Annotated in this window: 17 protein-coding genes and 4 tRNA genes; 10 read left to right on the plus strand and 11 right to left on the minus strand. The window is 70.9% G+C overall.

What is annotated here, in order from left to right; all coding sequences use genetic code 11:
- Positions 1–28: 28 nt before the first annotated feature.
- Positions 29–379, minus strand: a complete 351-nt coding sequence (locus OG802_RS16905; protein ID WP_256919038.1) for a metallopeptidase family protein — start codon at positions 377–379, stop codon at positions 29–31.
- A gap of 85 nt (positions 380–464) precedes the next feature.
- Here OG802_RS16905 and OG802_RS16910 point away from each other — a divergent pair, with 85 nt between their 5' ends.
- The 7 genes from OG802_RS16910 (at position 465) to OG802_RS16940 (ending at position 7,193) form a co-directional block, all read left to right on the plus strand.
- Positions 465–2,144, plus strand: coding sequence for a metallophosphoesterase family protein (locus OG802_RS16910; protein ID WP_329411444.1), 1,680 nt, complete (start codon positions 465–467; stop codon positions 2,142–2,144).
- An 80-nt stretch (positions 2,145–2,224) separates the two neighbouring features.
- Positions 2,225–2,297: transfer RNA gene (locus tag OG802_RS16915), tRNA-Glu, on the plus strand.
- A 37-nt stretch (positions 2,298–2,334) separates the two neighbouring features.
- A tRNA-Asp gene (locus OG802_RS16920) sits at positions 2,335–2,409 on the plus strand.
- Between the two features lie 23 nt (positions 2,410–2,432).
- Positions 2,433–2,506, plus strand: a tRNA-Phe gene (locus tag OG802_RS16925).
- Positions 2,507–2,626: 120 nt separating this feature from the next.
- Positions 2,627–6,571, plus strand: a complete 3,945-nt coding sequence (hrpA, locus tag OG802_RS16930; protein ID WP_329411446.1) for an ATP-dependent RNA helicase HrpA — start codon at positions 2,627–2,629, stop codon at positions 6,569–6,571.
- A 95-nt stretch (positions 6,572–6,666) separates the two neighbouring features.
- Positions 6,667–6,741: transfer RNA gene (locus tag OG802_RS16935), tRNA-Asp, on the plus strand.
- A 242-nt stretch (positions 6,742–6,983) separates the two neighbouring features.
- The gene (locus OG802_RS16940; protein ID WP_329411448.1) at positions 6,984–7,193 is read left to right on the plus strand and encodes a DUF6274 family protein; all 210 of its coding nucleotides are present in this window, start codon (positions 6,984–6,986) and stop codon (positions 7,191–7,193) included.
- Between the two features lie 518 nt (positions 7,194–7,711).
- Here the strand turns inward: OG802_RS16940 and bldC are convergent.
- On the minus strand, positions 7,712–7,918 hold the full coding sequence (bldC, locus tag OG802_RS16945; RefSeq protein ID WP_003949541.1) for a developmental transcriptional regulator BldC: 207 nt from the start codon (positions 7,916–7,918) through the stop codon (positions 7,712–7,714).
- 600 nt (positions 7,919–8,518) lie between these two features.
- Entirely contained in the window at positions 8,519–9,361 is an 843-nt protein-coding gene (locus OG802_RS16950) for a hypothetical protein (protein WP_329411450.1), read from the minus strand.
- A gap of 185 nt (positions 9,362–9,546) precedes the next feature.
- Between OG802_RS16950 and OG802_RS16955 the strand changes: the two genes are divergently transcribed.
- Positions 9,547–10,647, plus strand: coding sequence for a Leu/Phe/Val dehydrogenase (locus tag OG802_RS16955; RefSeq protein WP_329411451.1), 1,101 nt, complete (start codon positions 9,547–9,549; stop codon positions 10,645–10,647).
- Positions 10,648–10,980: 333 nt separating this feature from the next.
- Positions 10,981–11,235 carry a DUF3073 domain-containing protein gene (locus tag OG802_RS16960; RefSeq protein ID WP_057576334.1) on the plus strand — a complete coding sequence of 85 codons (255 nt, stop codon included), beginning with the start codon at positions 10,981–10,983 and terminating at the stop codon, positions 11,233–11,235.
- A gap of 111 nt (positions 11,236–11,346) precedes the next feature.
- On the opposite strand, the gene purM is transcribed toward OG802_RS16960, so the two are convergent.
- The 5 genes from purM to OG802_RS16985 form a co-directional block, all read right to left on the minus strand.
- The gene (purM, locus tag OG802_RS16965) at positions 11,347–12,414 is read right to left on the minus strand and encodes a phosphoribosylformylglycinamidine cyclo-ligase (protein WP_329411454.1); all 1,068 of its coding nucleotides are present in this window, start codon (positions 12,412–12,414) and stop codon (positions 11,347–11,349) included.
- Between the two features lie 45 nt (positions 12,415–12,459).
- Complete coding sequence (gene purF / locus OG802_RS16970) at positions 12,460–13,986, minus strand: amidophosphoribosyltransferase (RefSeq protein WP_329411456.1); 1,527 nt, start codon at positions 13,984–13,986, stop codon at positions 12,460–12,462.
- Positions 13,987–14,216: 230 nt separating this feature from the next.
- Positions 14,217–14,723, minus strand: coding sequence for an META domain-containing protein (locus OG802_RS16975; protein ID WP_329411458.1), 507 nt, complete (start codon positions 14,721–14,723; stop codon positions 14,217–14,219).
- A 312-nt stretch (positions 14,724–15,035) separates the two neighbouring features.
- Positions 15,036–15,833, minus strand: coding sequence for a maleylpyruvate isomerase family mycothiol-dependent enzyme (locus tag OG802_RS16980; protein WP_329411460.1), 798 nt, complete (start codon positions 15,831–15,833; stop codon positions 15,036–15,038).
- Positions 15,834–16,094: 261 nt separating this feature from the next.
- Positions 16,095–16,739, minus strand: a complete 645-nt coding sequence (locus OG802_RS16985) for a TetR/AcrR family transcriptional regulator (protein WP_329411461.1) — start codon at positions 16,737–16,739, stop codon at positions 16,095–16,097.
- Positions 16,740–16,834: 95 nt separating this feature from the next.
- Between OG802_RS16985 and OG802_RS16990 the strand changes: the two genes are divergently transcribed.
- Positions 16,835–18,295 (plus strand): MFS transporter, encoded by a 1,461-nt coding sequence (locus OG802_RS16990; RefSeq protein WP_329411462.1) that lies wholly within the window; start codon positions 16,835–16,837, stop codon positions 18,293–18,295.
- Positions 18,296–18,576: 281 nt separating this feature from the next.
- On the opposite strand, the gene purL is transcribed toward OG802_RS16990, so the two are convergent.
- Genes purL through purS form a run of 3 tightly spaced genes read right to left on the minus strand, consistent with a single transcriptional unit; the run spans position 18,577 to position 21,781 of the window.
- Complete coding sequence (gene purL, locus OG802_RS16995) at positions 18,577–20,835, minus strand: phosphoribosylformylglycinamidine synthase subunit PurL (RefSeq protein WP_329411463.1); 2,259 nt, start codon at positions 20,833–20,835, stop codon at positions 18,577–18,579.
- A complete protein-coding gene (purQ, locus tag OG802_RS17000) occupies positions 20,832–21,512 on the minus strand; it encodes a phosphoribosylformylglycinamidine synthase subunit PurQ (protein ID WP_329411465.1) in 681 nt (226 codons plus the stop codon). Before purQ ends, purL begins: the two co-directional genes overlap by 4 nt.
- Positions 21,509–21,781 (minus strand): phosphoribosylformylglycinamidine synthase subunit PurS, encoded by a 273-nt coding sequence (gene purS, locus OG802_RS17005; RefSeq protein ID WP_020131278.1) that lies wholly within the window; start codon positions 21,779–21,781, stop codon positions 21,509–21,511. Before purS ends, purQ begins: the two co-directional genes overlap by 4 nt.
- Positions 21,782–22,089 lie beyond the last annotated feature (308 nt).

The raw sequence follows: 22,089 nt of genomic DNA on the forward strand, positions 1-22,089 counted from the left end.
GCGGCTCGCGCGCCCCCCGCCGGTCGGCTCAGCCGTAGCCCAGGGCGTGCAGCCGCGCGTCGTCGATGCCGAAGTGGTGGGCGATCTCGTGCACCACCGTGACCTCGGTCTCGGCGACGACCTCCTCGCGCGAGGCGCACATCCGCAGCGTCGGCCCCCGGTAGACCGTGATCCGGTCGGGCAGCACCCCGGCGTACCACTCGCCGCGGTCGGTCAGCGGCGTCCCCTCGTACAGCCCGAGCAGCTCGGGATCGTCCGCCGGCGGTTCGTCCTCGACGAACACCGCGACGTTGTCCATCAACCGCGTCAGCTCCGGCGGAATCCGGTCCAGCGCCTCGGCCACCAGTTCCTCGAACTCCTCGCGCGTCATCTCCAGCACAGGCCCCATTGTCCGGCAAGAAGCCGTCCGGGGGAGGGCGCGAACCGACCGCATACCGGCGCCGGGACCGGGGCATAGGGCACCAATGGCCCGTGCCCGTGTCCCCGCCGCAGCCCTGAACCGCCTCAAGCCCGCCCGTCGCAAGCCCGCCCGCCGCAAGCCGCGCGCGGACCGCACCCGCCACGTCCCCGAACTCTCCGCCCGGCCCAACCCCTGGATCCGCGCCCTCGGCCTGACCGCCGTCGTCCTGCTCGGCGCCTGGCTCGGCCTGCTGGTGGTCGGCGACGTGCGCGTCCCCGTCGGCCCCATGGACACGACGATGACCCTGCGGCCGTCCGTCACCGGCGGAACGAAGATCAACGTCTCCCCGCTCGGCGCGCTCACCCTGGACAGCCACCACGCGCCGGTCCGCCTCGACGTCAACGTCGACCAGCTCGACCCGGTCCGCTCCCAGGCCCTCGTCGACCACCCCGAACGCCTCTCCGGCCTCCAGGACGAGGTCGCCCGCGACGTCGAGCACGGCACCCTCGACCTCGCGCTGCGCTCCTGCGTCGCCGTCGTCACCGGCGCGACCGCCCTCGGGCTCGCCGTCTACCGCCGCCCGCGCCGGGCCCTCGCGGCGGGCGGTCTGGCCCTGACCCTGCTGGCCGCCTCGGGCGCGACCGCATTCGCCACCTGGAACCCCAACTCGGTGCTGGAACCGAGGTTCTCCGGCCTGCTGTCCTCGGCGCCCTCGCTCGTCGGCAACGCCCGCAGCATCGTCACCGAGTTCGACGTCTACCAGCGCGAACTCGCCCGCCTGGTCACCAACGTGACCAAGCTCTACGACGTCACCTCCACGCTGCCCGCCTACCAGCCGGACCCGACGACCGTCCGCGTCCTGCACGTGTCCGACATCCACCTCAACCCCGCGAGCTGGAAGATCATCGCCTCGCTGGTGGAGCAGTACAAGGTCGACGTGATCGTGGACTCCGGCGACACCATGGACCACGGCACGGCCGCCGAGAACGGCTTCCTGGACCCCATCGCCACGCTGGGCGCGCCGTACGTGTGGGTCAGGGGCAACCACGACTCCCGGATCACCCAGCGCTACCTGGAGGGGATGAAGAACGTGCACGTCCTCGACGACGGCCGCGCGGTCACCGTCGCCGGGGTCCGCTTCGCCGGCATCGGCGACCCCCAGTTCACCCCCGACCGCTCCGGGGCGCCCGGCGCGGAGCGGAGCGAGGAGGGGGCGGGCGCCCGTCTGGCGGAGACGCTGCGCGGGCAGAGGGCGGCCGGCGCCCCGGTCGACGTGGCCGTCGCCCACGAGCCCTCCGCCGCCCGCGGCACGGACGGCGAGGTGCCCCTCGTCCTGGCGGGTCACCTCCACCACGAGGGGGTGGAGGTCATGAAGAAGGGCACCCGGCTGCGGATCGAGGGCTCCACGGGCGGCAGCGGCCTGCGCGCCGTCGAGGGCAGGTACCCCGACCCCATCCAGGCGTCGATCCTCTACCTCGACCGCGACACCCGCCGGCTCCAGGCCTGGGACGAGATCAAGCTCGGCGGGCTGGGCCTGACGACGGCCGAGGTCAGCCGCCACCTGCCCAAGGAGAACCAGCCGGGCGCCGCCCCGTCGCCCAGCCCCTCCGCCGCCCCGACGGACGGCCCTCCCCCCGGATCCCCCACCGGATCCCCGAGCGGATCACCTGGTGGATCCCCCGGCGGCCCGTCCGCGAGTCCGACCGCCGGCCCTTCCGGGACCGCCTCCAGGAGGGCCCCGTAAACCGTTTTGGCGATACCCCCCGCCATCCCATATGCTCATGACGTCCCCGACGCGCTGAGAAGCGCCCAGGCGGGCCGATAGCCCTCATCGTCTAGCGGCCTAGGACGCCGCCCTTTCAAGGCGGTAGCACGGGTTCGAATCCCGTTGGGGGCACGCAACACCGTGTGCGACACTGTCGTACACACAGCTTGGTCCTGTGGAGCAGTTTGGAGTGCTCGCCACCCTGTCAAGGTGGAGGCCGCGGGTTCAAATCCCGTCAGGACCGCTGGAGTTCGTCGAGGACTCCTCGGCTGGGTAGCTCAGTTGGTACGAGCGACCGCCTGAAAAGCGGTAGGTCGCCGGTTCGACCCCGGCCCCAGCCACAGCACAGGCCCCGATCCCCGGATCGGGGTCTTGTTGTATGCCGTGGCACGCCCGGCGCCGTATGCCCGGCGCAAAACGGTTCGCCACGGATTTCGCCGAGGTGCGATCCTGGTTCCCGTATGTCTACGCACCCTGCCCCCGCCCCCGGCGCCCTCGCCCCCCGTCTGGCCGAGCTGTCCCTGCGCGACGCGCACCGGCTCGGGCGCCGGCTCGAAGGCGCGCGCAAGATCCGCAAGCCGGAGGCCCGCGCCGCCGTCCTCGCCGAGATCGAGGCGGAGGTCGCGAAGGCCGAGGAGCGGATGGCCGTCCGGCGCGGCCGCGTGCCCGCCGTCTCCTACCCCGAGCAGCTCCCGGTCAGCCAGAAGAAGGACGAGATCGCGGCCGCCATCCGTGATCACCAGGTCGTCATCGTCGCCGGTGAGACCGGCTCCGGCAAGACCACCCAGATCCCCAAGATCTGCCTGGAGCTGGGCCGCGGCGTCCGGGGCATGATCGGCCACACCCAGCCCCGCCGCATCGCCGCCCGCACCGTCGCCGAGCGCGTCGCGGAGGAGCTGCGCTCGCCGCTGGGCGAGGCCGTCGGCTGGAAGGTGCGGTTCACCGACCAGGTGAACCCGGACGCCACCTTCGTGAAGCTGATGACGGACGGCATCCTCCTCGCGGAGATCCAGACCGACCGCGACCTGCGCGCCTACGACACGATCATCATCGACGAGGCCCACGAGCGGTCCCTCAACATCGACTTCCTGCTGGGCTACCTCGCCCAACTCCTCCCGCGCCGCCCGGACCTCAAGGTCGTCATCACCTCCGCCACCATCGACCCGGAGCGCTTCTCCCGGCACTTCGGCGACGCCCCGATCGTGGAGGTCAGCGGGCGGACGTATCCGGTGGAGGTCCGGTACCGGCCGCTCCTCGAGGACGACTCCGAGGACGCCGACCGCGACCAGATCACCGCCATCTGCGACGCGGTCGAGGAGCTCCAGGCCGAAGGGAAGGGCGACATCCTCGTCTTCCTGTCCGGCGAGCGGGAGATCCGCGACACGGCGGACGCGCTGGAGAAGAAGAAGTACAGTTTCACCGAGGTCCTGCCGCTGTACGCCCGGCTGTCGCACGCCGAGCAGCACCGGGTGTTCCAGCAGCACACGGGCCGCAGGATCGTTCTGGCGACGAACGTGGCCGAGACGTCCCTCACCGTCCCCGGCATCAAGTACGTCATCGACCCCGGCTTCGCCCGCATCAGCCGCTACAGCCACCGCACCAAGGTGCAGCGGCTGCCCATCGAGCCGGTCTCGCAGGCCAGCGCCAACCAGCGCAAGGGCCGCTGCGGCCGCACCAGCGACGGCATCTGCATCCGGCTGTACGCCGAGGACGACTTCCTGGCCCGCCCGGAGTTCACCGACGCGGAGATCCTGCGCACCAACCTGGCCAGCGTCATCCTTCAGATGACCGCGGCCGGCCTCGGCGACATCGAGAAGTTCCCCTTCATCGACCCGCCGGACCACCGCAACATCCGCGACGGCGTCCAGCTGCTCCAGGAGCTGAACGCGCTGGACCCGGCCGAGAAGGACCCGCGCAAGCGGCTCACGGACACCGGCCGCAAGCTGGCCCAGCTGCCGGTCGACCCGCGGCTCGCCCGCATGGTCCTGGAGGCCGACAAGAACGGCTGCGTCCGCGAGGTCATGGTCATAGCCGCCGCGCTGTCCATCCAGGACCCGCGCGAGCGCCCGGCCGACAAGCAGACGCAGGCCGACCAGCAGCACGCCCGCTTCAAGGACGAGACCAGCGACTTCCTCGCCTACCTCAACCTGTGGCGCTACGTCCGCGAACAGCAGAAGGAGCGCGGCTCCTCCTCCTTCCGGCGGATGTGCAAGCAGGAGTACCTGAACTTCCTGCGCATCCGGGAGTGGCAGGACATCTACACGCAGCTGCGCACGGTCGCCAAGCAGATGGGCATCCATCTCAACGAGGACGACGCGCCCGAGCAGAGCGTCCACGTGTCCCTGCTCGCCGGACTCCTCTCCCACGTCGGCATGAAGGACGTGAAGGACGGCAACAAGAACGAGTACCTGGGCGCGCGCAGCGCCAAGTTCGCGATCTTCCCGGGCTCGGCCCTGTTCAAGAAGCAGCCCCGGTTCGTGATGTCCGCCGAGCTGGTGGAGACGAGCCGCCTGTGGGCGCGCGTCAACGCGAAGATCGAGCCGGAGTGGGTCGAGCCGCTCGCCGGACACCTGCTGAAGCGGACGTACAGCGAGCCGCGCTGGGAGAAGGACCAGGCGGCCGTGATGGCCGACGAGAAGGTGACGCTGTACGGCGTGCCGATCGTCGCCCAGCGGAAGGTGAACTACGGCCGGATCGACCCGGAGACCTGCCGCGACCTGTTCATCCGCAACGCGCTGGTCGAGGGCGACTGGCGCACGCACCACAAGTTCTTCGCCGACAACCGCCGCCTCCTCAGCGAGGTCGAGGAGCTGGAGCACCGCGCCCGCCGCCGGGACATCGTCGTCGACGACGAGACGCTGTTCGACTTCTACGACCAGCGGGTGCCCGACCACGTCGTGTCGGGTGCGCACTTCGACTCCTGGTGGAAGCACAAGCGGCACGAGCAGCCCGACTTCCTCGACTTCGAGCGCGAGATGCTCATCCGGGAGTCGGCGGAGGCGGTCACCAAGGCCGACTACCCGGACACCTGGCGGCAGGGCCCGCTGAAGTTCCGTGTGACGTACCAGTTCGAGCCGGGCGCGGACGCCGACGGCGTGACCGTCCACATCCCCCTCCAGGTGCTCAACCAGGTCACCGACGAGGGCTTCGACTGGCAGATCCCGGGCCTGCGGCAGGAGGTCGTCACCGAGCTGATCCGCTCCCTGCCGAAGCCGATCCGCCGCAACTACGTGCCGGCCCCGAACTTCGCCCAGCGCTTCCTCGACCGGGCGACGCCTCTGCGGGAGCCGCTCACCACGGCCATGGCCCGTGAGCTGAAGCGGATGGTGGGCGTCCCCTTCGAGGCCGACGACTTCGACTGGTCGCGCCTCCCCGACCACCTGAAGATCACCTTCCGGATCGTCGACGAGCGGCGGCGCAAGCTCGCCGAGGACAAGGACCTGGAGGCCCTGAAGCTCCGGCTGCGGCCGAAGGCCAGGCAGGCCATCTCCCAGGCGGCCGCGGCCACCGCCGAACGGCAGGGCGGCGAGGCCCTGGAGCGTTCGGGCCTGACGGACTGGACGATCGGCACGCTCACCCGCGTCTTCGAGACCCGCCGGGCGGGACAACCGGTGAAGGCGTACCCGGCGCTGGTCGACGACGGCGACACCGTCTCGGTGCGCCTCTTCGACACGGAGGCGGAACAGGCGGAGGCCATGTGGAAGGGCACCCGCCGGCTGATCCTGCGCACCATCCCGGTCAACCCGGCGAAGTTCGCGTCCGAGAAGCTGACGAACGCCCAGAAGCTCGCGCTGTCCGCGAATCCGCACGGTTCGATCCAGGCGCTGTTCGACGACTGCGCGATGGCGGCGGCGGACCGGCTCATCGCCGACTTCGGCGGCCCGGCGTGGGACGAGGAGTCGTACCGCAAGCTGTACGAGAAGGTGCGCGCGGAGATCGTCGACACGACGGTGCGCACGGTCGCCCAGGTGCAGCAGGTGCTGGCCGCCTGGCAGGCCTGTGAACGCCGGCTGAAGGGCGTGCGCAGCCCGGTGCTGCTGGCGAACCTGGCGGACGTGCGGGCGCAGCTGGACGCCCTCGTGAAGCCCGGCTTCGTGACCTGGGCGGGACTGCGCCGGCTGCCCGACCTGATGCGCTACCTGGTGGCCGCGGACCGGCGGCTTCAGCAGATGCCGACCGGCGTGCAGCGCGACACCAGCCGCATGGAGAAGGTCCACGAGATGCAGGACGAGTACGCGTGGCTGCTGGAGCAGCTGCCGCCGGGCCGGCCGGTGCCCCAGCAGGTCCTGGACGTCCGCTGGATGATCGAGGAGCTCCGGGTCAGCTATTTCGCCCACGCGCTGGGCACGGCGTACCCGGTGTCCGACAAGCGGATCGTGAAGGCGATCGACGCGCTCGCTCCGTGACGAGGCCCGTACACAGGGTGAGTTCGACCAGCGGGCTCACCCTCCTGTATTGTCCTTCTCGCAGCACAACGCACCATCAAGTGCCGCGAAAACCTGGTCCTGTGGAGCAGTTTGGAGTGCTCGCCACCCTGTCAAGGTGGAGGCCGCGGGTTCAAATCCCGTCAGGACCGCAGTGAACACCGAAGGCCCGCATCCCGCGAGGGACGCGGGCCTTCGGCGTATCGCGGACACACGCGAAGGGCCCGGATCGCAGGATCCGGGCCCCGCGGCGTTCGCCCGGCGCCGTCTGCCGTCCCCCGGCGTCCCCTCGCGCGGCGTCCGGGGTCCCCGCGGCACTCTTGACGGCGTCCTCCGGGGCCGGTACCCCAGAACCCAGGGCCCGTTGCGCGCGGCGCCCGGGCGGAGGCGGGGCATGACGGCATCGGTCAGGCACGAGACGCGGGCACTGCTCCGCGCGCACCTGTCGGCCGCGTCGTCGTATCGGCACCTGACCCGCCACTGCCCGATCTGCCACCGTCTCCAGCGGCTGGCGATGGACAGCGGCACGCTGGCCGTACAGGCCCCTGGAACGGCCGTGGAGGCCTTGGAGGACGAGAGCCACGCCGACGGCCTGACGGCCTGACAGACGCCGTCCGCCGGCGCCACCGGGCGGTCGCCCGCGGCGCGCACGGTGAGACGGCGGCACGGCGGGACGGCGGGACGGCGGGCTCCCGGCAGCGGGAACGGGACGGGCGGCGCGGAACGGGGGTTTCCTCTAGTGCACGCGAAGCGACGGCAACAAGAGCCGGGCCGTGTGACGGGTGTCACGGCATGAGTTTTGGAAAAGCAGGTTCTTACCCCGCTCCTACAACTGGTCAATTTAATATGTGCAATTGCACCACTCGGGAGGATGCCTCCCGGAACCCTCCCAGAGCCTCCCCAGACTCCGACAAGGGCGCTCACAGAGTCACCTGATACCGCCCCCGAGGCGGCCCCGAGCGCACAAAAAAGATCGCGCCGGACTCGGCGGAGTCCAGCGCGATCGACGACGTTCCCTGGTGGCGAGGGACCTGTTGGGGCAGGACCCACGTCGCTTGGAGCTAGGTTTCGGGCGTCCGCACAGATGGGGGAACCTGACGTGTTGCCCGGTTATTCACTTGTTCAGGCCTCGCTGCGCTGCTGCGGGATGCCCGCGAGCAGTGCGCGGACCTCAGCCTCGCGATAACGGCGGTGTCCGCCGAGCGTGCGGATCGACGTGAGCTTGCCGGCCTTCGCCCACCGCGTGACCGTCTTCGGGTCGACGCGGAACATCGTGGCAACCTCAGCCGGGGTCAGCAGCGGCTCAGCATCAGGGGTGCGAGCGGTCATGAGCGGCCTCCTCGGGAGAACCGAACCTTCTCGGTTCTTTCCTCTAAATTCTGCACCTTGACCCGCGTTGCCCGAAATGGCGGACGCGGGTCGAGTCGGTTATAGGACGAACGGCTTGTCCTCGGCACTACAACTACACCATCCGTCCAGCCGCGTCGGCCAAACCGATGGAATTGCCCCCCAGGTGTTCATCGGCGACGGAAGCCGATGGACCATGCCATAGCGGACAGTCACACCCTTGTGACGATCAGTCACAGGAGCGTTCGGGAGTCACGAGAACCCCCAAAGCAGTGCAATACCGAGATTCCCCCCACCATGGAACATAAGTAGGCGGACGGAGCCCTCCCCGGACTCCTTGTCCTATTTTGGCACGAGGAGGGGCAAGCGGCGCAAGGGCCGTGTACGTGCGGTCCGTCACCCTTGAGACATAAGCCCGGATCGGGACCTACGTCCCGTGAGTTCCGTGAAGTGCCGCTGACCGTACGCTGTTCGAGCCGTTCATGGCCGTGACGCACATCACTTCGGCAAGCGCTGTCGTATCTGTCACATCGTCAGTTCACCGTGGGTCCAACGTCAGGACGGCCCCGCGGGCCCCGCGCCTCAGTTCGCCGAACGCCGTTCCCGGATCGAACGCCACCGCTCCACGAGCCGCCCGTACGCCTCGGCCGCCGCCTCGCCGTCGCCCGCCCGCAGCGCCTCGACGCTGTCGGCCACGTCCTTCGCCGAGTGGTCGGCCTCCAGATCACCGGCCGGCAGCACGTGCGCCAGCCCGCCGTAATCCAGTTCCACCAGCGAACGCGGATGGAACTCCTCCAGCCAGCGGCCGACGTCCAGCAGCCCGTCGGCGAGCGGCCCCTCCTCGCCGGCGTCCTTCAGCGCGCGCAGCGACCGGGCCACCCGGCGGCGCGCCTGCACCATCGGCGTGCGGTAGCGCAGCACGGGCGCCGCCCGCTCGGTCCCCTTCTCGTACTCCCGCTCCTCGTCGGCGACCAGCACGAACCAGTTCAGGGGCACCTGCCAGACCGCGGTGCGGATCCAGGGACGGGCGTCGGGGTTGCGCTCCAGCCACCGCTCGTGGTCCTTGGCGGCCTGGATCCGCACGACCTCGGGGAGCGCCGCCTCCAGGACCGGTCCGGGCAGTTCGTCGTCCAGGTCGGCCAGGGCTAGCCAGCCGCGCAGCCGCGTGCGCCACGGGCAGACGCAGAGCACGCCGTCCACCTCGGTCACGAACGCGTCGCCGCTCTCCTGCACCGGCACCGCGACCGGCGGGGTGGGCAGCAGGTCGGCCAGCGAGCGGCGCAGCTCGTCCTGGTAGGAGGGCAGGTCGGGGCGTCGGGCGTAGCGCGCCCAGTGGGACCGCTCGGGCTCCGGGAAGGCGGCCAGCGGCTCGTACACCCGCAGATAGACCGCGTACGGGACGATCACCGAGGACACCTTGGGCACCCCTGCTCCCTCCCCCTTCGACCGGCCGGGAAACCCTGCGATCGTCCCACGGCGGTACTCCACCGGGGGGTGATCCCCGACACTGCGGGATCAGCGGGCCGTCCAGGCTCTACGCTCGTCCCACAGGCTCCGCCACCCTTACGGCGCCTGCGCCCCGACCGCCGCTAGACCCTGGAGTCACCACAGTGACCGACGTATCCGGCGCACCTGCTGATGTTCTGCACACCCTGTTCCACTCGGACCAGGGCGGCCATGAGCAAGTCGTGCTCTGCCAGGACCGCGCGACCGGCCTCAAGGCCGTCATCGCCCTGCACTCCACCGCTCTGGGCCCCGCCCTCGGCGGTACGCGCTTCTACCCGTACGCGACCGAGGCGGATGCCGTCGCCGACGCGCTGAACCTCGCGCGCGGGATGTCGTACAAGAACGCCATGGCCGGTCTCGACCACGGCGGCGGCAAGGCCGTGATCATCGGGGATCCCGAGGTGATCAAGACCGAGGAGCTGCTGCTCGCGTACGGGCGGTTCGTGGCCTCGCTGGGCGGGCGGTACGTGACCGCCTGCGACGTCGGCACCTATGTGGCCGACATGGACGTCGTGGCGCGCGAGTGCCGCTGGACGACCGGGCGCTCGCCGGAGAACGGCGGTGCGGGCGACTCCTCCGTGCTGACCGCCTTCGGCGTCTACCAGGGCATGCGGGCCTCCGCGCAGCACCTGTGGGGCGACCCCTCGCTGCGCGACCGCACGGTCGGCGTCGCGGGCGTGGGCAAGGTCGGCCACCACCTGGTGGAGCACCTGCTGGCGGAGGGCGCCCGCGTGGTGATCACGGACGTCCGCCAGGAGGCGGTGCGCCGGATCACCGAACGGCACCCCGCGGTGGAGGCCGTCGCCGACACCGAGCGCCTGATCACGCTGGACGGGCTCGACGTCTACGCCCCCTGCGCGCTCGGCGGGGCGCTGGACGACGACTCCGTGCCGGTGCTGACCGCCGCCGTCGTCTGCGGCGCGGCCAACAACCAGCTCGCCCACCCGGGCGTGGAGAAGGACCTCGCCGACCGCGGGATCCTCTACGCGCCGGACTACGTGGTGAACGCCGGCGGCGTCATCCAGGTCGCCGACGAACTGCACGGCTTCGACTTCGACCGGTGCAGGGCGAAGGCGGCGAAGATCTTCGACACCACGCTCGCGATCTTCGCACGTGCGAAGGCGGACGGGATTCCGCCGGCCGCGGCGGCCGACCGGATCGCCGAGCAGCGGATGCACGAGGCGGCCCGGGCGCACGCGGGCTGACGTCCGGGCGGGGGCTCGGTGAGAGCTCCGTGAAGACCCTGTGGCACCCCGTCCTCGGGTTTCGGCGGTACCGGCCGGTGGAAAGTTGGAGAGAACTCTCACTCCTCCGGGCGGGTCGCCCGCCGATAAGTGGTTAAAATCGCCACTGACCAGCGAGGACGGGGCGTGCCCGAGGGACTGTGCACACGCGCGTGGCACGGGCGACGTACCGTACGGGCGTGGGCTCAGGTACCGTGGGAGCCCTACGACGGGCTCTCCACGGAGAGACCGTCCTGGATCATGAACGCGTGTCAACCTGGGGCCGTCGAGCCCCGTCGTTGAGGGGGTCGAGCCATGGGGCGCGGCCGGGCCAAGGCCAAGCAAGCGAAGGTCGCCCGCCAGCTGAAGTACAACAGCGGCGGGACTGATCTCTCACGCCTGGCCGAAGAGCTGGGCGCATCGCCATCGAACATTCCGCCGAACGGGCAACCGTTCGAGGATGATGACGATGAGCAGGACGACGACCCGTACGCACGGTACGCCGAGCTGTACGGGGACGACGACGAGGATGACGGCGAGGACTCCTCGCAACACCGTCGCGGCGCTTGACCTTGTACTGAGCACTCACCCGGTCGGTGACTCCGGTCACCGACCGGGTCTTGTGCTGCCTGCACGGCCCGGCCGGTCCGGCGGTCCGCCGGACCGGTCCGACCGGCCGTCTCAGCTCGCGTAGTCGCCGACCAGCTCGGCTCCCGCGGGGTGCTCGCCGCGCTCGGTGATCTCGCCGGCGACCCAGGCCTCGACGCCGCGGTCCGCCAGGGTCGTCAGGGCGACGTCCGCCGACTCCGCGGGCACGATCGCCATCATGCCGACGCCCATGTTGAGCGTCTTCTCCAGTTCCAGGCGCTCGACCGATCCGGTCCGGCCGACCAGGTCGAAGATCGGCCCCGGCGTCCAGGTGGCGCGGTCCACACGCGCGTGCAATCCGTCCGGGATCACCCGGGCCAGGTTGGCCGCCAGGCCGCCGCCGGTGATGTGCGAGAAGGCGTGGACGTCCGCCGTACGGGTGAGCGCGAGGCAGTCCAGCGAGTAGATCTTGGTGGGCTCCAGGAGTTCCTCGCCGAGCGTGCGGCCGAGGTCGTCGACGCGCGCCTCCAGGGAGAGACCGGCCTGGTTCAGCAGGACGTGCCGGACCAGCGAGTACCCGTTGGAGTGGAGTCCGGAGGCCGCCATGGCGATCACCGCGTCACCCGTGCGGATGCGGTCCGGGCCGAGCAGCCGGTCGGCCTCCACGACGCCCGTACCGGCGCCGGCGACGTCGAAGTCGTCCTCGCCCAGCAGTCCGGGGTGTTCGGCCGTCTCGCCGCCGATCAGGGCGCACCCGGCCAGCACACAGCCTTCGGCGATGCCCTTGACGATGGCGGCGACCCGCTCGGGGTGGACCTTGCCGACGCAGATGTAGTCGGTCATGAACAGCGGCTCGGCGCCGCACACCACGATGTCGTCCATGACCATGGCGACCAGGTCGTGGCCGATCGTGTCGTACACGCCGAGCCGGCGCGCGATGTCGACCTTCGTGCCCACGCCGTCCGTGGCGGAGGCGAGGAGCGGGCGCTCGTAGCGCTTGAGGGCGGAGGCGTCGAAGAGGCCGGCGAACCCGCCGAGGCCGCCGAGGACCTCGGGGCGCTGCGTCTTCTTCACCCACTCCTTCATCAGCTCGACGGCGCGGTCGCCCGCTTCGATGTCGACGCCCGCGGCTGCGTAGCTGGCACCAGTTGTCTCAGACATGGCTAGTGAGAACCTTCGTGTCGTACGGCAGGTGTGGCGGGCCGTCTACGGGCGACGGATCGCGTCGGCGGCGGCCGTGGCGGCGGGCCCGGCTGCCAGTTCCGTCTCCAGGAGCTGCTTGCCGAGCAGCTCGGGGTCGGGGAGTTCCATCGGGTACTCGCCGTCGAAGCAGGCGCGGCAGAGGTTCGGCTTGGCGATGGTGGTCGCCTCGATCATGCCGTCGATGGAGATGTACGAGAGGGAGTCGGCGCCCAGGGAGGTGCCGATCTCGTCGATGGTCATGCCGTTGGCGATCAGCTCCGCGCGCGTGGCGAAGTCGATGCCGAAGAAGCAGGGCCACTTCACGGGCGGCGAGGAGATCCGGATGTGGACCTCGGCCGCGCCCGCCTCGCGGAGCATGCGGACCAGGGCGCGCTGGGTGTTGCCGCGCACGATCGAGTCGTCGACGACGACCAGCCGCTTGCCCTTGATGACTTCCTTCAGCGGGTTCAGCTTCAGGCGGATGCCCAGCTGGCGGATGGTCTGCGAGGGCTGGATGAAGGTCCGGCCGACGTAGGCGTTCTTGACCAGACCCGCGCCGAAGGGGATGCCCGAGGCCTCCGCGTAGCCGATGGCGGCCGGGGTGCCGGACTCCGGGGTCGCTATCACCAGGTCGGCCTCGACCGGCGCTTCCTTGGCGAGCTTGCGGCCCATCTCCACGCGGGAGAGGTACACGTTGCGCCCGGCGATGTCGGTGTCGGGGCGGGCCAGGTACACGTACTCGAAGACACAGCCCTTGGGCTTCGCTTCCGCGAACCGGGAGGTGCGCAGTCCGTTCTCGTCGATGGCGATGAACTCGCCGGGCTCGATCTCACGGACGTAGGCGGCGCCGCAGATGTCCAGGGCGGCGGACTCGGAGGCCACCACCCAGCCGCGCTCCAGGCGGCCGAGGACCAGCGGGCGGATGCCCTGCGGGTCACGGCCGGCGTACAGGGTGTGCTCGTCCATGAAGACGAGCGAGAAGGCGCCCTTGACCTGCGGGAGGACGCGGTGGGCCGCCTCCTCGATGGTCAGCGGCTTGCCGTCCTCGTCGACCTGGGCCGCGAGCAGCGCGGTGAGCAGGTCGGTGTCGTTGGTCGCCGCGACGCGCGGGGAGCGCCCCTCCTGCTTGGGCAGGTCGGCGACCATCTCGGCGAGCTGGGCCGTGTTGACCAGGTTGCCGTTGTGACCGAGCGCGATCGAACCGTGCGCGGTGGCGCGGAACGTCGGCTGCGCGTTCTCCCACACGGAGGCGCCGGTGGTCGAGTAGCGGGCGTGTCCGACCGCGATATGACCCTGGAGCGAACCGAGCGAGGTCTCGTCGAAGACCTGGGACACGAGGCCCATGTCCTTGAAGACGAGGATCTGGGAGCCGTTGCTGACCGCGATTCCCGCGGATTCCTGGCCCCGATGCTGGAGGGCGTAGAGCCCGAAGTAAGTGAGCTTGGCGACCTCTTCACCGGGAGCCCAGACCCCGAAGACGCCGCAAGCGTCCTGGGGGCCTTTCTCGCCGGGGAGCAGATCATGACTGAGTCGACCGTCACCACGTGGCACGCTTCCGAGTGTAGGCGAGATCGACCACTGGTCCGAATTGGGGATACCCGCGGGTAACTGGATCACCGGTCGGCGCCCGCCGCCCCGGCCGTTGCGTTCACGCAGCTCAGGACGGCATTCCGATGCTCCGACGGCGGGTCGCGCGCACCGCTGCCGCCGTCTCGCGGACCGGCCTCGGAAGGGCGCGAGTGAGGTGTCGCACACCGATCGGGCCGACGACGGGCGGCGTCTCACGTCCTGGTCAGCCGGACCAGGTCCCCGCCGGCCGTGCCGAGCGTCAGCGTGTCGCCCTTGACCTCGGTGGTCAGCAGCCCGTCGGCGAGGGCGCCGGCCAGCAGTCGCTCGAACGCCATGACCGGCCCTGCGCAGGCCATCCGGGTCGTTCTGGCGTCGCCGAACCGGACGCTGCCCCCCTCGACGACGGCCGTGGCGGTGAAGTCGTTGCATCCGTAACTTCCGGACGCCTTGCCGTCCGCGATCGTCAGCCGGGCGCTGCCGGGCGAGCGCCGGGTCGCGCCGTCCACGGTGACGCTGTCGACGGCCCACCGGACGCCGGTCAGCGGCGGCTCGGCGCTCACCGAGGCGCTGCCGGGCCGCCGGCCGTCGGCCTGCTCCTCGCCGCAGGCCGCGGCGAGCGGGACGAGCACGAGGACGGCCGCCAGGATCGGCACCGACCCGGTGCGCCGCCTGCCGGTGCGCCAGGTGCGCGGGGTGCGCGAGGTGCCTGCGGTTCTCATGGGGCATGTGGCGCGCGTGAGGCTGTGCGTGTGCCGGTGCATGCCGGTTCGACGGGACGGGTGGGGTGATCGGTTCCCCGCGGACTCCGGATGAGGATGTTCAGGGGGGGCAGATCTGAGGGCCCGGGTCGGCCGTCGGGGCGGCGGAGCGGGTCCGGGTCGACCGTCGGGGCGGCCGGGCGGGTCCGGATCGGCCGTCGGGCGGCCGGGCGGGTCCGGATCGGCCGTCGGGCGGCCGGGCGGGCCCGGATCGGCCGTCGGGCGGCCGGGCGGGTCCGGATCGGCCGTCGGGGCGGCGGAGCGGGTCCGGGATCAGCTCATGAGGGGCAGGAGGGCCGCGAGGTCCGCCCGTTCGCCGCTCGCGTCGACCTTCGCCGACCCGACGGCTTCCTGCCAGGTCAGACGGCCGGTCGCCAGCCGGATCCAGGTGAGCGGATCGGTCTCGACGACGTTGGGCGGGGTGCCCCGGGTGTGCCGGGGGCCCTGGACGCACTGGACGACGGCGAACGGCGGGATCCGCACCTCGGTCGCGCCGCCGGGGGCCTTCACGGCCAGGGCGTCGGCCAGCAGCCGGGTGGCGGCGGCCAGCGCCTGACGGTCGTACGGGACGTCCAGTCCGGGGACGGCGTCGTTGAGGTCGTCGGTGTGGACGACGAGTTCGACGGTACGGGTGACCAGGTAGTCGGCGAGGGTCATGGCGCCGGTGCGGGCGGCGAGGACGCGGTCGCCGGAGGCGCCGGCGAGGGCGGCGGCCAGCCGCTCCCCGGCACGGGCGTAGAGGGCGGCCGGATCGGGGTGGGCCGCGGCCAGGGCCAGGGTCCCGTCGGAGATGTCGGCGGCTCGCGCCCCGGTGGCGAACGGCCACTCCAGGAGGGCCAGCTCCGCCTTAGCCGGCTCGTCGCGCTCGAGGTTGCGGCTGACGGTCTCCACCGCCATCGTCACGTGCGCCGCCAGATCCCGCACGGTCCAGCCCGCCAGCCGGGTCGGCAGGGCGAGCTGCCCGGGGGTGAGCGTGCCCACGGCCCGCCGTACGTTGCCGAACTGCGCGAGGACGGCGGCGCGGATCTTGACGGGGTCGTAGGCGCGGGCGCGCTTCTTGGCCGGAGGCATGGCGGTGAGCCTAGACGGCCTGGGCGCGGGCGGGCGATGGTGGCGCGGGCGGGCGATGGTGGCGCCGACGTGTCGGTGGCGTGGTGGCGGTGCGGCGGTCGCGTACGACGGGCATATATGGCGGGCGTGTAGGGCCGTCGCGCACGGCGGCCGTGTACGGCGATCGCCGCCCAGTGGTGCGGAGACGCGGCGCGGAGTGGGGCGGAGAGGCGCGTGCGCGAGTGGGACGAGGCGCGGGCACGGAGTGGTCGCGTGGTGCGGTCAGGTCTTGCGGGCGTAGTCGCCCAGGCCCGCTTCCACCAGGGCGAAGGCCTTGCGGGCCCGGTCGGCGGCGTCGGCCGCGACCTCGTCCGCGCTCTCGCCCGCGGCGATGCGGCGGTGGTGCTCCTCGATCAGGGCGTTGCGGGCGGCGGTGAGCGTGGCGGCCGCGATCGCCGCGAGGGTCTCGTCCCCCGTCTCCTCGGCCAGCAGCCCGGCCAGCTCGCGGGCGCCCTTCTCGGACAGGACGTAGGCCCGCTCGCGCAGGACCGGCGTCCCGAGGATGACCGAGCGGATCTCACGGGCGAAGGGCTCGCTGTGCAGGCCGATCGCGGGATCACGCCCTTCGATCATCTCCAGGAACTGCCGTCGGACGGCCTCGGCCGCGGACTCGCCCCGACGCCGCTCCCGCACCGCACGGGCCGCGTCGGAGAAGTGCTCCTCCATGGGCCGGAAGACCAGGTCCTCCTTGGTGCCGAAGTAGTTGAACACCGTCATTTTCGAGACGTCGGCGGCGTCCGCGATCTCCTGGACGGAGACGTCGTCGAAGCTCCGCTCCAGGAACAGCTCCACCGCGGTCCGGTAGATCCGCATCGCGGTCTGCCGCTTCTTGCGCTCGCGCAGGCCCATCGTCGCTTCGGCAGCCATGACCCCACTGTACCAAGCTCATTCTTGAGCCGGGATGAAAAATAGTACCGGATAAAAGATTGACCTGGTCCATGAATATCGGGCATGGTGGTCGCATGACCGACACCCAACGCAGAATCGGCTTCCTCGTCTGCCTCGTCACGATCGTGCTCGCCGTGCTCGACCTCCAGATCGTGTCCGCGGCCACCGTCCCGATCGTCCGCGACCTCGACCCCGCGCACGGCATCGACCGCATCCCCTGGCTGGTCAGCGCCTTCTCCCTGGCGTCGGCCGCGGTCCTCCCGCTGTACGGCAAGCTGTGCGACGTCCTCGGCGCCAAGAGGGTGTTCCTGGGCGCCGTGGGCACGTTCCTCGTGGGCTCGGCGCTGTGCGGGGCGGCGCAGTCGCTCGACCAGCTGATCGCCGCCCGAGCGGTGCAGGGCATCGGTGCCGGCGGCCTGATGAGCGTCACGATGGTGGTGATAGCCCAGCTCAGAGGAGCCGGTGAGAAGGACGCCAAGGGCGCCGGCGTGGGCGGGGTCGTCGCAGGCGGCGGGATGGCGGTGGGCCCCTGGATCGGCGGGCTGCTCGCCGACCACGCGAGCTGGCGGTGGATCTTCTACGTCAACCTGCCCCTCGGGGCCGCCGTGCTGATCGTGGGCGCACTCGCCCTCAAGCTTCCCCGGCACGGTCCGCGGCACCGGATCGACTTCCTCGGCGCGGGCCTGGCCGCCGCGTTCTCCACCGCTCTGCTGCTGGTCACCGAGTGGGGCGGCAAGCAGTACGCGTGGACGTCGCCGCAGATCCTCACGCTGGCCCTCGCCACGGCGGCCGCCCTCGGCCTGTTCCTGCGACGGCAGGCCACGGCCGCCGAGCCGATCCTCCCGCTGTCCCTCTTCCGCGTTCCCGAACTGCGCTGGGGCTTCGCCATCCAGGGGCTGATGGGCGCGGCCATGGTCGGCTCGATGTACTACGTGATGGTCTATCTGCAGGTGGCCCGCGGGATCGCCAGCTCATCGGCCGGCCTGTACCTGCTGCCCATGGCCACGGGGATGACGGCCGTGGGCATCGTCTCCGCCAGGCTCGCCGCGCGCGGCTGGGCCGAGCGGACCTTCGCCATAGCGGGATCGGCGCTGGCCGCGGTCGCCTTCCTGTTCCTGGCCACGCTCGGCACGGGCACCTCGCTGTGGCTGCTGCGCGGTTACCTGCTGCTCGTCGGCACGGGCTTCGGCCTCCTCCTGGGCCAGCTCATCCAGCTGGTCCAGGACGCGGCCCCGTCCCATCAGCTCGGCGTGGCCACCACCGGCGTCCGCTTCTTCCAGACCCTGGGGACCGCCCTGGGCGCGGCTCTCTTCGGCACCCTCATCACCCGGCTCTACGACGGCCCCGGTCAGCTCGCCTCCCTGACGGGCGCGGCCCGGCCGGCGGCGCTGGAGTCGTACGTCTCCGCCATGGACACGGTGTTCCTGTGCGGGGCGGGACTGATGGCGGTGTGCCTGGTCCTGGCGCTCCTGCTGCCCACGTCCCGTCCGACGGCGAGCACCCCCGAGCCGGCGCCGCAACCGGTGACGGTATGACAGCCGCCCGCGCCCTCCGCCAGCGGCCCGCCCGGCCCCGCTGCCCCGTGGGTCCGGCACCGAGCGGTCACGACACCGGGCAGGCGTGCGACACCGGACGCGGACTCAGCATCAGGCAGGGGTTCGGCGCCGGGCAGGCCTTCAGCACCGGGCATGGGTTCAGTACCGGGCAGGGGTTCCGAGCCGGCCGCAGGCCCGGCTCCCAACGCCCGCGGGCACGGGGAAGGCCCCGCCCGTGGGAACGGGCGGGGCCTTCGCCACCGCGGGTGCGTGCGGATGCGTTACGCGAGCAGCGCCGGGATGGTGTCCTCGTGCGCCCTGCGCAGCTCCTCCAGGGACAGCTCGAACTCGCCCTGGAGCTCGACCGTGTCGCCGTCGACGACACCGATGCGGGTCACGGGCAGACCGCGCGCCCCGCACATGTCGTTGAAACGCAGCTCCTCCGAACGCGGCACCGCGACGACCGCGCGGCCGGCCGACTCGGAGAAGAGGAGGGTGAAGGCGTCGAGGCCGTCGGGCACGATCAGCCGCGCGCCCTTGCCGCCGAGCAGCGCCGACTCGACGACCGCCTGGATCAGACCGCCGTCGGACAGGTCGTGCGCGGAGTCGATCATGCCGTCTCGCGAGGCGGAGATCAGGATCTCGGCGAGCAGCCGCTCCCGCTCCAGGTCGACCTTCGGAGGCAGTCCGCCCAGGTGGTCGTGGACGACCTGGGACCAGGCCGAGCCGCCGAACTCCTCACGGGTGTCGCCGAGGAGGTAGAGCAGCTGGCCCTCCTCCTGGAAGGCGACGGGCGTGCGGCGGGCGACGTCGTCGATGACGCCCAGCACCGCGACCACCGGGGTCGGGTGGATGGCCGCCTCGCCGGTCTGGTTGTAGAGCGAGACGTTGCCGCCGGTCACCGGGGTGCCGAGCTGCTGGCAGGCGTCGGCGAGGCCGCGGATGGCCTCCGCGAACTGCCACATCACCGCCGGGTCCTCGGGGGAGCCGAAGTTCAGGCAGTCCGAGACGGCGAGCGGCTTGGCGCCGGTCGTGGCCACGTTGCGGTACGCCTCGGACAGGGCCAGCTGTGCGCCCGCGTACGGGTCGAGCTTGGCGTAGCGGCCGTTGCCGTCGGTCGCGATGGCGACACCGAGGCCGGTCTCCTCGTCGATGCGGATCATCCCGGAGTCCTCGGGCTGGGCCAGCACCGTGTTGCCCTGCACGAAGTGGTCGTACTGGGACGTGATCCACTTCTTGGAGGCCTGGTTCGGGGACGACACCAGCCTCAGGACCTGGTCCTTCAGCTCGTCGCCCGTCTGCGGCCGGGGCAGCTTGCCCGCGTCGTCGGCCTGGAGGGCGTCCTGCCAGTCGGGGCGGGCGTAGGGGCGCTCGTAGACCGGGCCGTCGTGGGCGACGGTGCGGGGGTCGACGTCGACGATCTTGCCGCCGTGCCAGAAGATCTCCAGCCGGTCGCCGTCGGTCACCTCGCCGATGACGGTGGCGATGACGTCCCACTTGTCGCAGATCTCGAGGAACCGGTCGACCTTGCCCGGCTCGACGACCGCGCACATGCGTTCCTGCGACTCGCTCATGAGGATTTCCTCGGGCGAGAGGGTGGAGTCGCGCAGCGGCACGTCGTCCAGCGTGACGCGCATGCCGCCGGAGCCGTTGGAGGCCAGCTCGGAGGTGGCGCAGGACAGACCGGCCGCGCCGAGGTCCTGGATGCCGACGACCAGCTTCTCCCGGAAGGCCTCCAGGGTGCACTCGATGAGGAGCTTCTCCTGGAAGGGGTCGCCGACCTGCACGGCGGGACGCTTCGACGGCTTGGCGTCGTCGAACGTCTCGGAGGCGAGGATCGAGGCGCCGCCGATGCCGTCGCCGCCGGTCCGGGCCCCGTAGAGGATGACCTTGTTGCCGGTGCCGGACGCCTTCGCGAGGTGGATGTCCTCGTGCCGCATCACACCGATGGCGCCGGCGTTGACCAGCGGGTTGCCCTGATAGCAGGCGTCGAAGACGACCTCGCCGCCGATGTTCGGCAGGCCCAGGCAGTTGCCGTAGCCGCCGATGCCCGCCACGACGCCCGGCAGGACGCGCTTGGTGTCGGGGTGGTCCGCCGCGCCGAAGCGCAGCGGGTCCACGACCGCGACCGGGCGCGCGCCCATCGCGATGATGTCGCGCACGATGCCGCCGACGCCGGTGGCCGCGCCCTGGTAGGGCTCCACGTAGGACGGGTGGTTGTGCGACTCGACCTTGAAGGTGACGGCGTAGCCCTGGCCGACGTCGACGACGCCCGCGTTCTCGCCGATGCCGACGAGCAGCGCGTCGGACTGCGGGGCCTTCTCGCCGAACTGGCGCAGGTGCACCTTGGAGGACTTGTACGAGCAGTGCTCCGACCACATGACGGAGTACATGGCCAGCTCGGCGCCGGTCGGGCGGCGGCCGAGGATCTCGACCACGCGCTCGTACTCGTCCTTCTTCAGGCCGAGTTCGGCCCAGGGCAGCTCGACGTCGGGGGTCTCGGCCGCGTGCTCGACCGTGTCCAGAGGCGTCCGGCTCATGCGTTGACCAGCTTCTTGAGGATCGAGGTGAAGAACGGGAGGCCGTCGGTGCGGCCGGAGCCGATGAGCGGCTCGACGGCGTGCTCCGGGTGCGGCATGAGACCCACGACGTTGCCGGCCGCGTTGGTGATGCCGGCGATGTCGCGAAGGCTGCCGTTGGGGTTGACGTCCAGGTAGCGGAAGGCGACCCGGCCCTCCGCCTCCAGCTCGTCGAGCGTGCGCTCGTCGGCGACGTACCGGCCGTCCATGTTCTTCAGCGGGATGTGGATCTCCTGGCCGGCCGAGTAGTCGGTCGTCCAGGCGGTGTCCGCGTTCTCCACCCGCAGCTTCTGGTCGCTACAGATGAAGTGGAGGTGGTCGTTGCCGAGCATCGCGCCCGGGAGGAGGTGGGCCTCGGTGAGGATCTGGAAGCCGTTGCAGATGCCGAGGACCGGGAGACCGGCCTTCGCCTGCTCGATGAGGGGCTCCATCACCGGGGAGAAACGCGCGATGGCGCCGGCCCGCAGATAGTCACCGTAGGAGAAACCACCGCACAGCACGACGGCGTCGACTTGGTGGAGGTACTTGTCCTTGTGCCAGAGAGCGACGGGTTCCGCGCCCGCGAGGCGGATCGCGCGCTGGGTGTCCCGGTCGTCGAGGCTGCCCGGGAAAGTGACGACGCCAATACGAGCGGTCACTTCGCGGCTCCCGCGACGGCTTCTTCCGACTCGACCTTGACGGTGAAGTCCTCGATCACGGTGTTGGCGAGGAAGGATTCCGCAAGATCGTGGATGCGGGCGAGGGCGGCCTCGTCGACGGGGCCGTCAACTTCCAGTTCGAATCGCTTTCCCTGACGTACGTCGGAGATGCCCTCGAAACCCAGTCGCGGCAGTGCGCGCTGCACCGCCTGGCCCTGGGGGTCGAGGATCTCCGGCTTGAGCATGACGTCGACTACGACGCGTGCCACTGGCACTCCCGGTGGTGTGGTGCTGAGCAGGTTCCTGCGGGTGTCTCCGACAGGTGGCTTCAGACTACCCGCACAAAATTTCTACGCGAGTAGAGTTGGAGGAACCTACGTGACGGCCATCACGAAGGCACTCGCGATCCGGTACCGGCCGGGGATGTTCACGAAAAGTTACGGGAAAGATCCCCGGCCGTCCGCGGATACCTATTGCGCCCGGACACGCGGACAGATTTAGTCGGGCTTCACAATGCATTGCCTCGCACTGTACAAATGAATTGGAAATTGCCGAGACTCGGCACGACGCCACGACT

The sequence above is a fragment of the Streptomyces sp. NBC_00704 genome, assembly GCF_036226605.1.
In the GTDB taxonomy this organism is placed as follows: domain Bacteria; phylum Actinomycetota; class Actinomycetes; order Streptomycetales; family Streptomycetaceae; genus Streptomyces.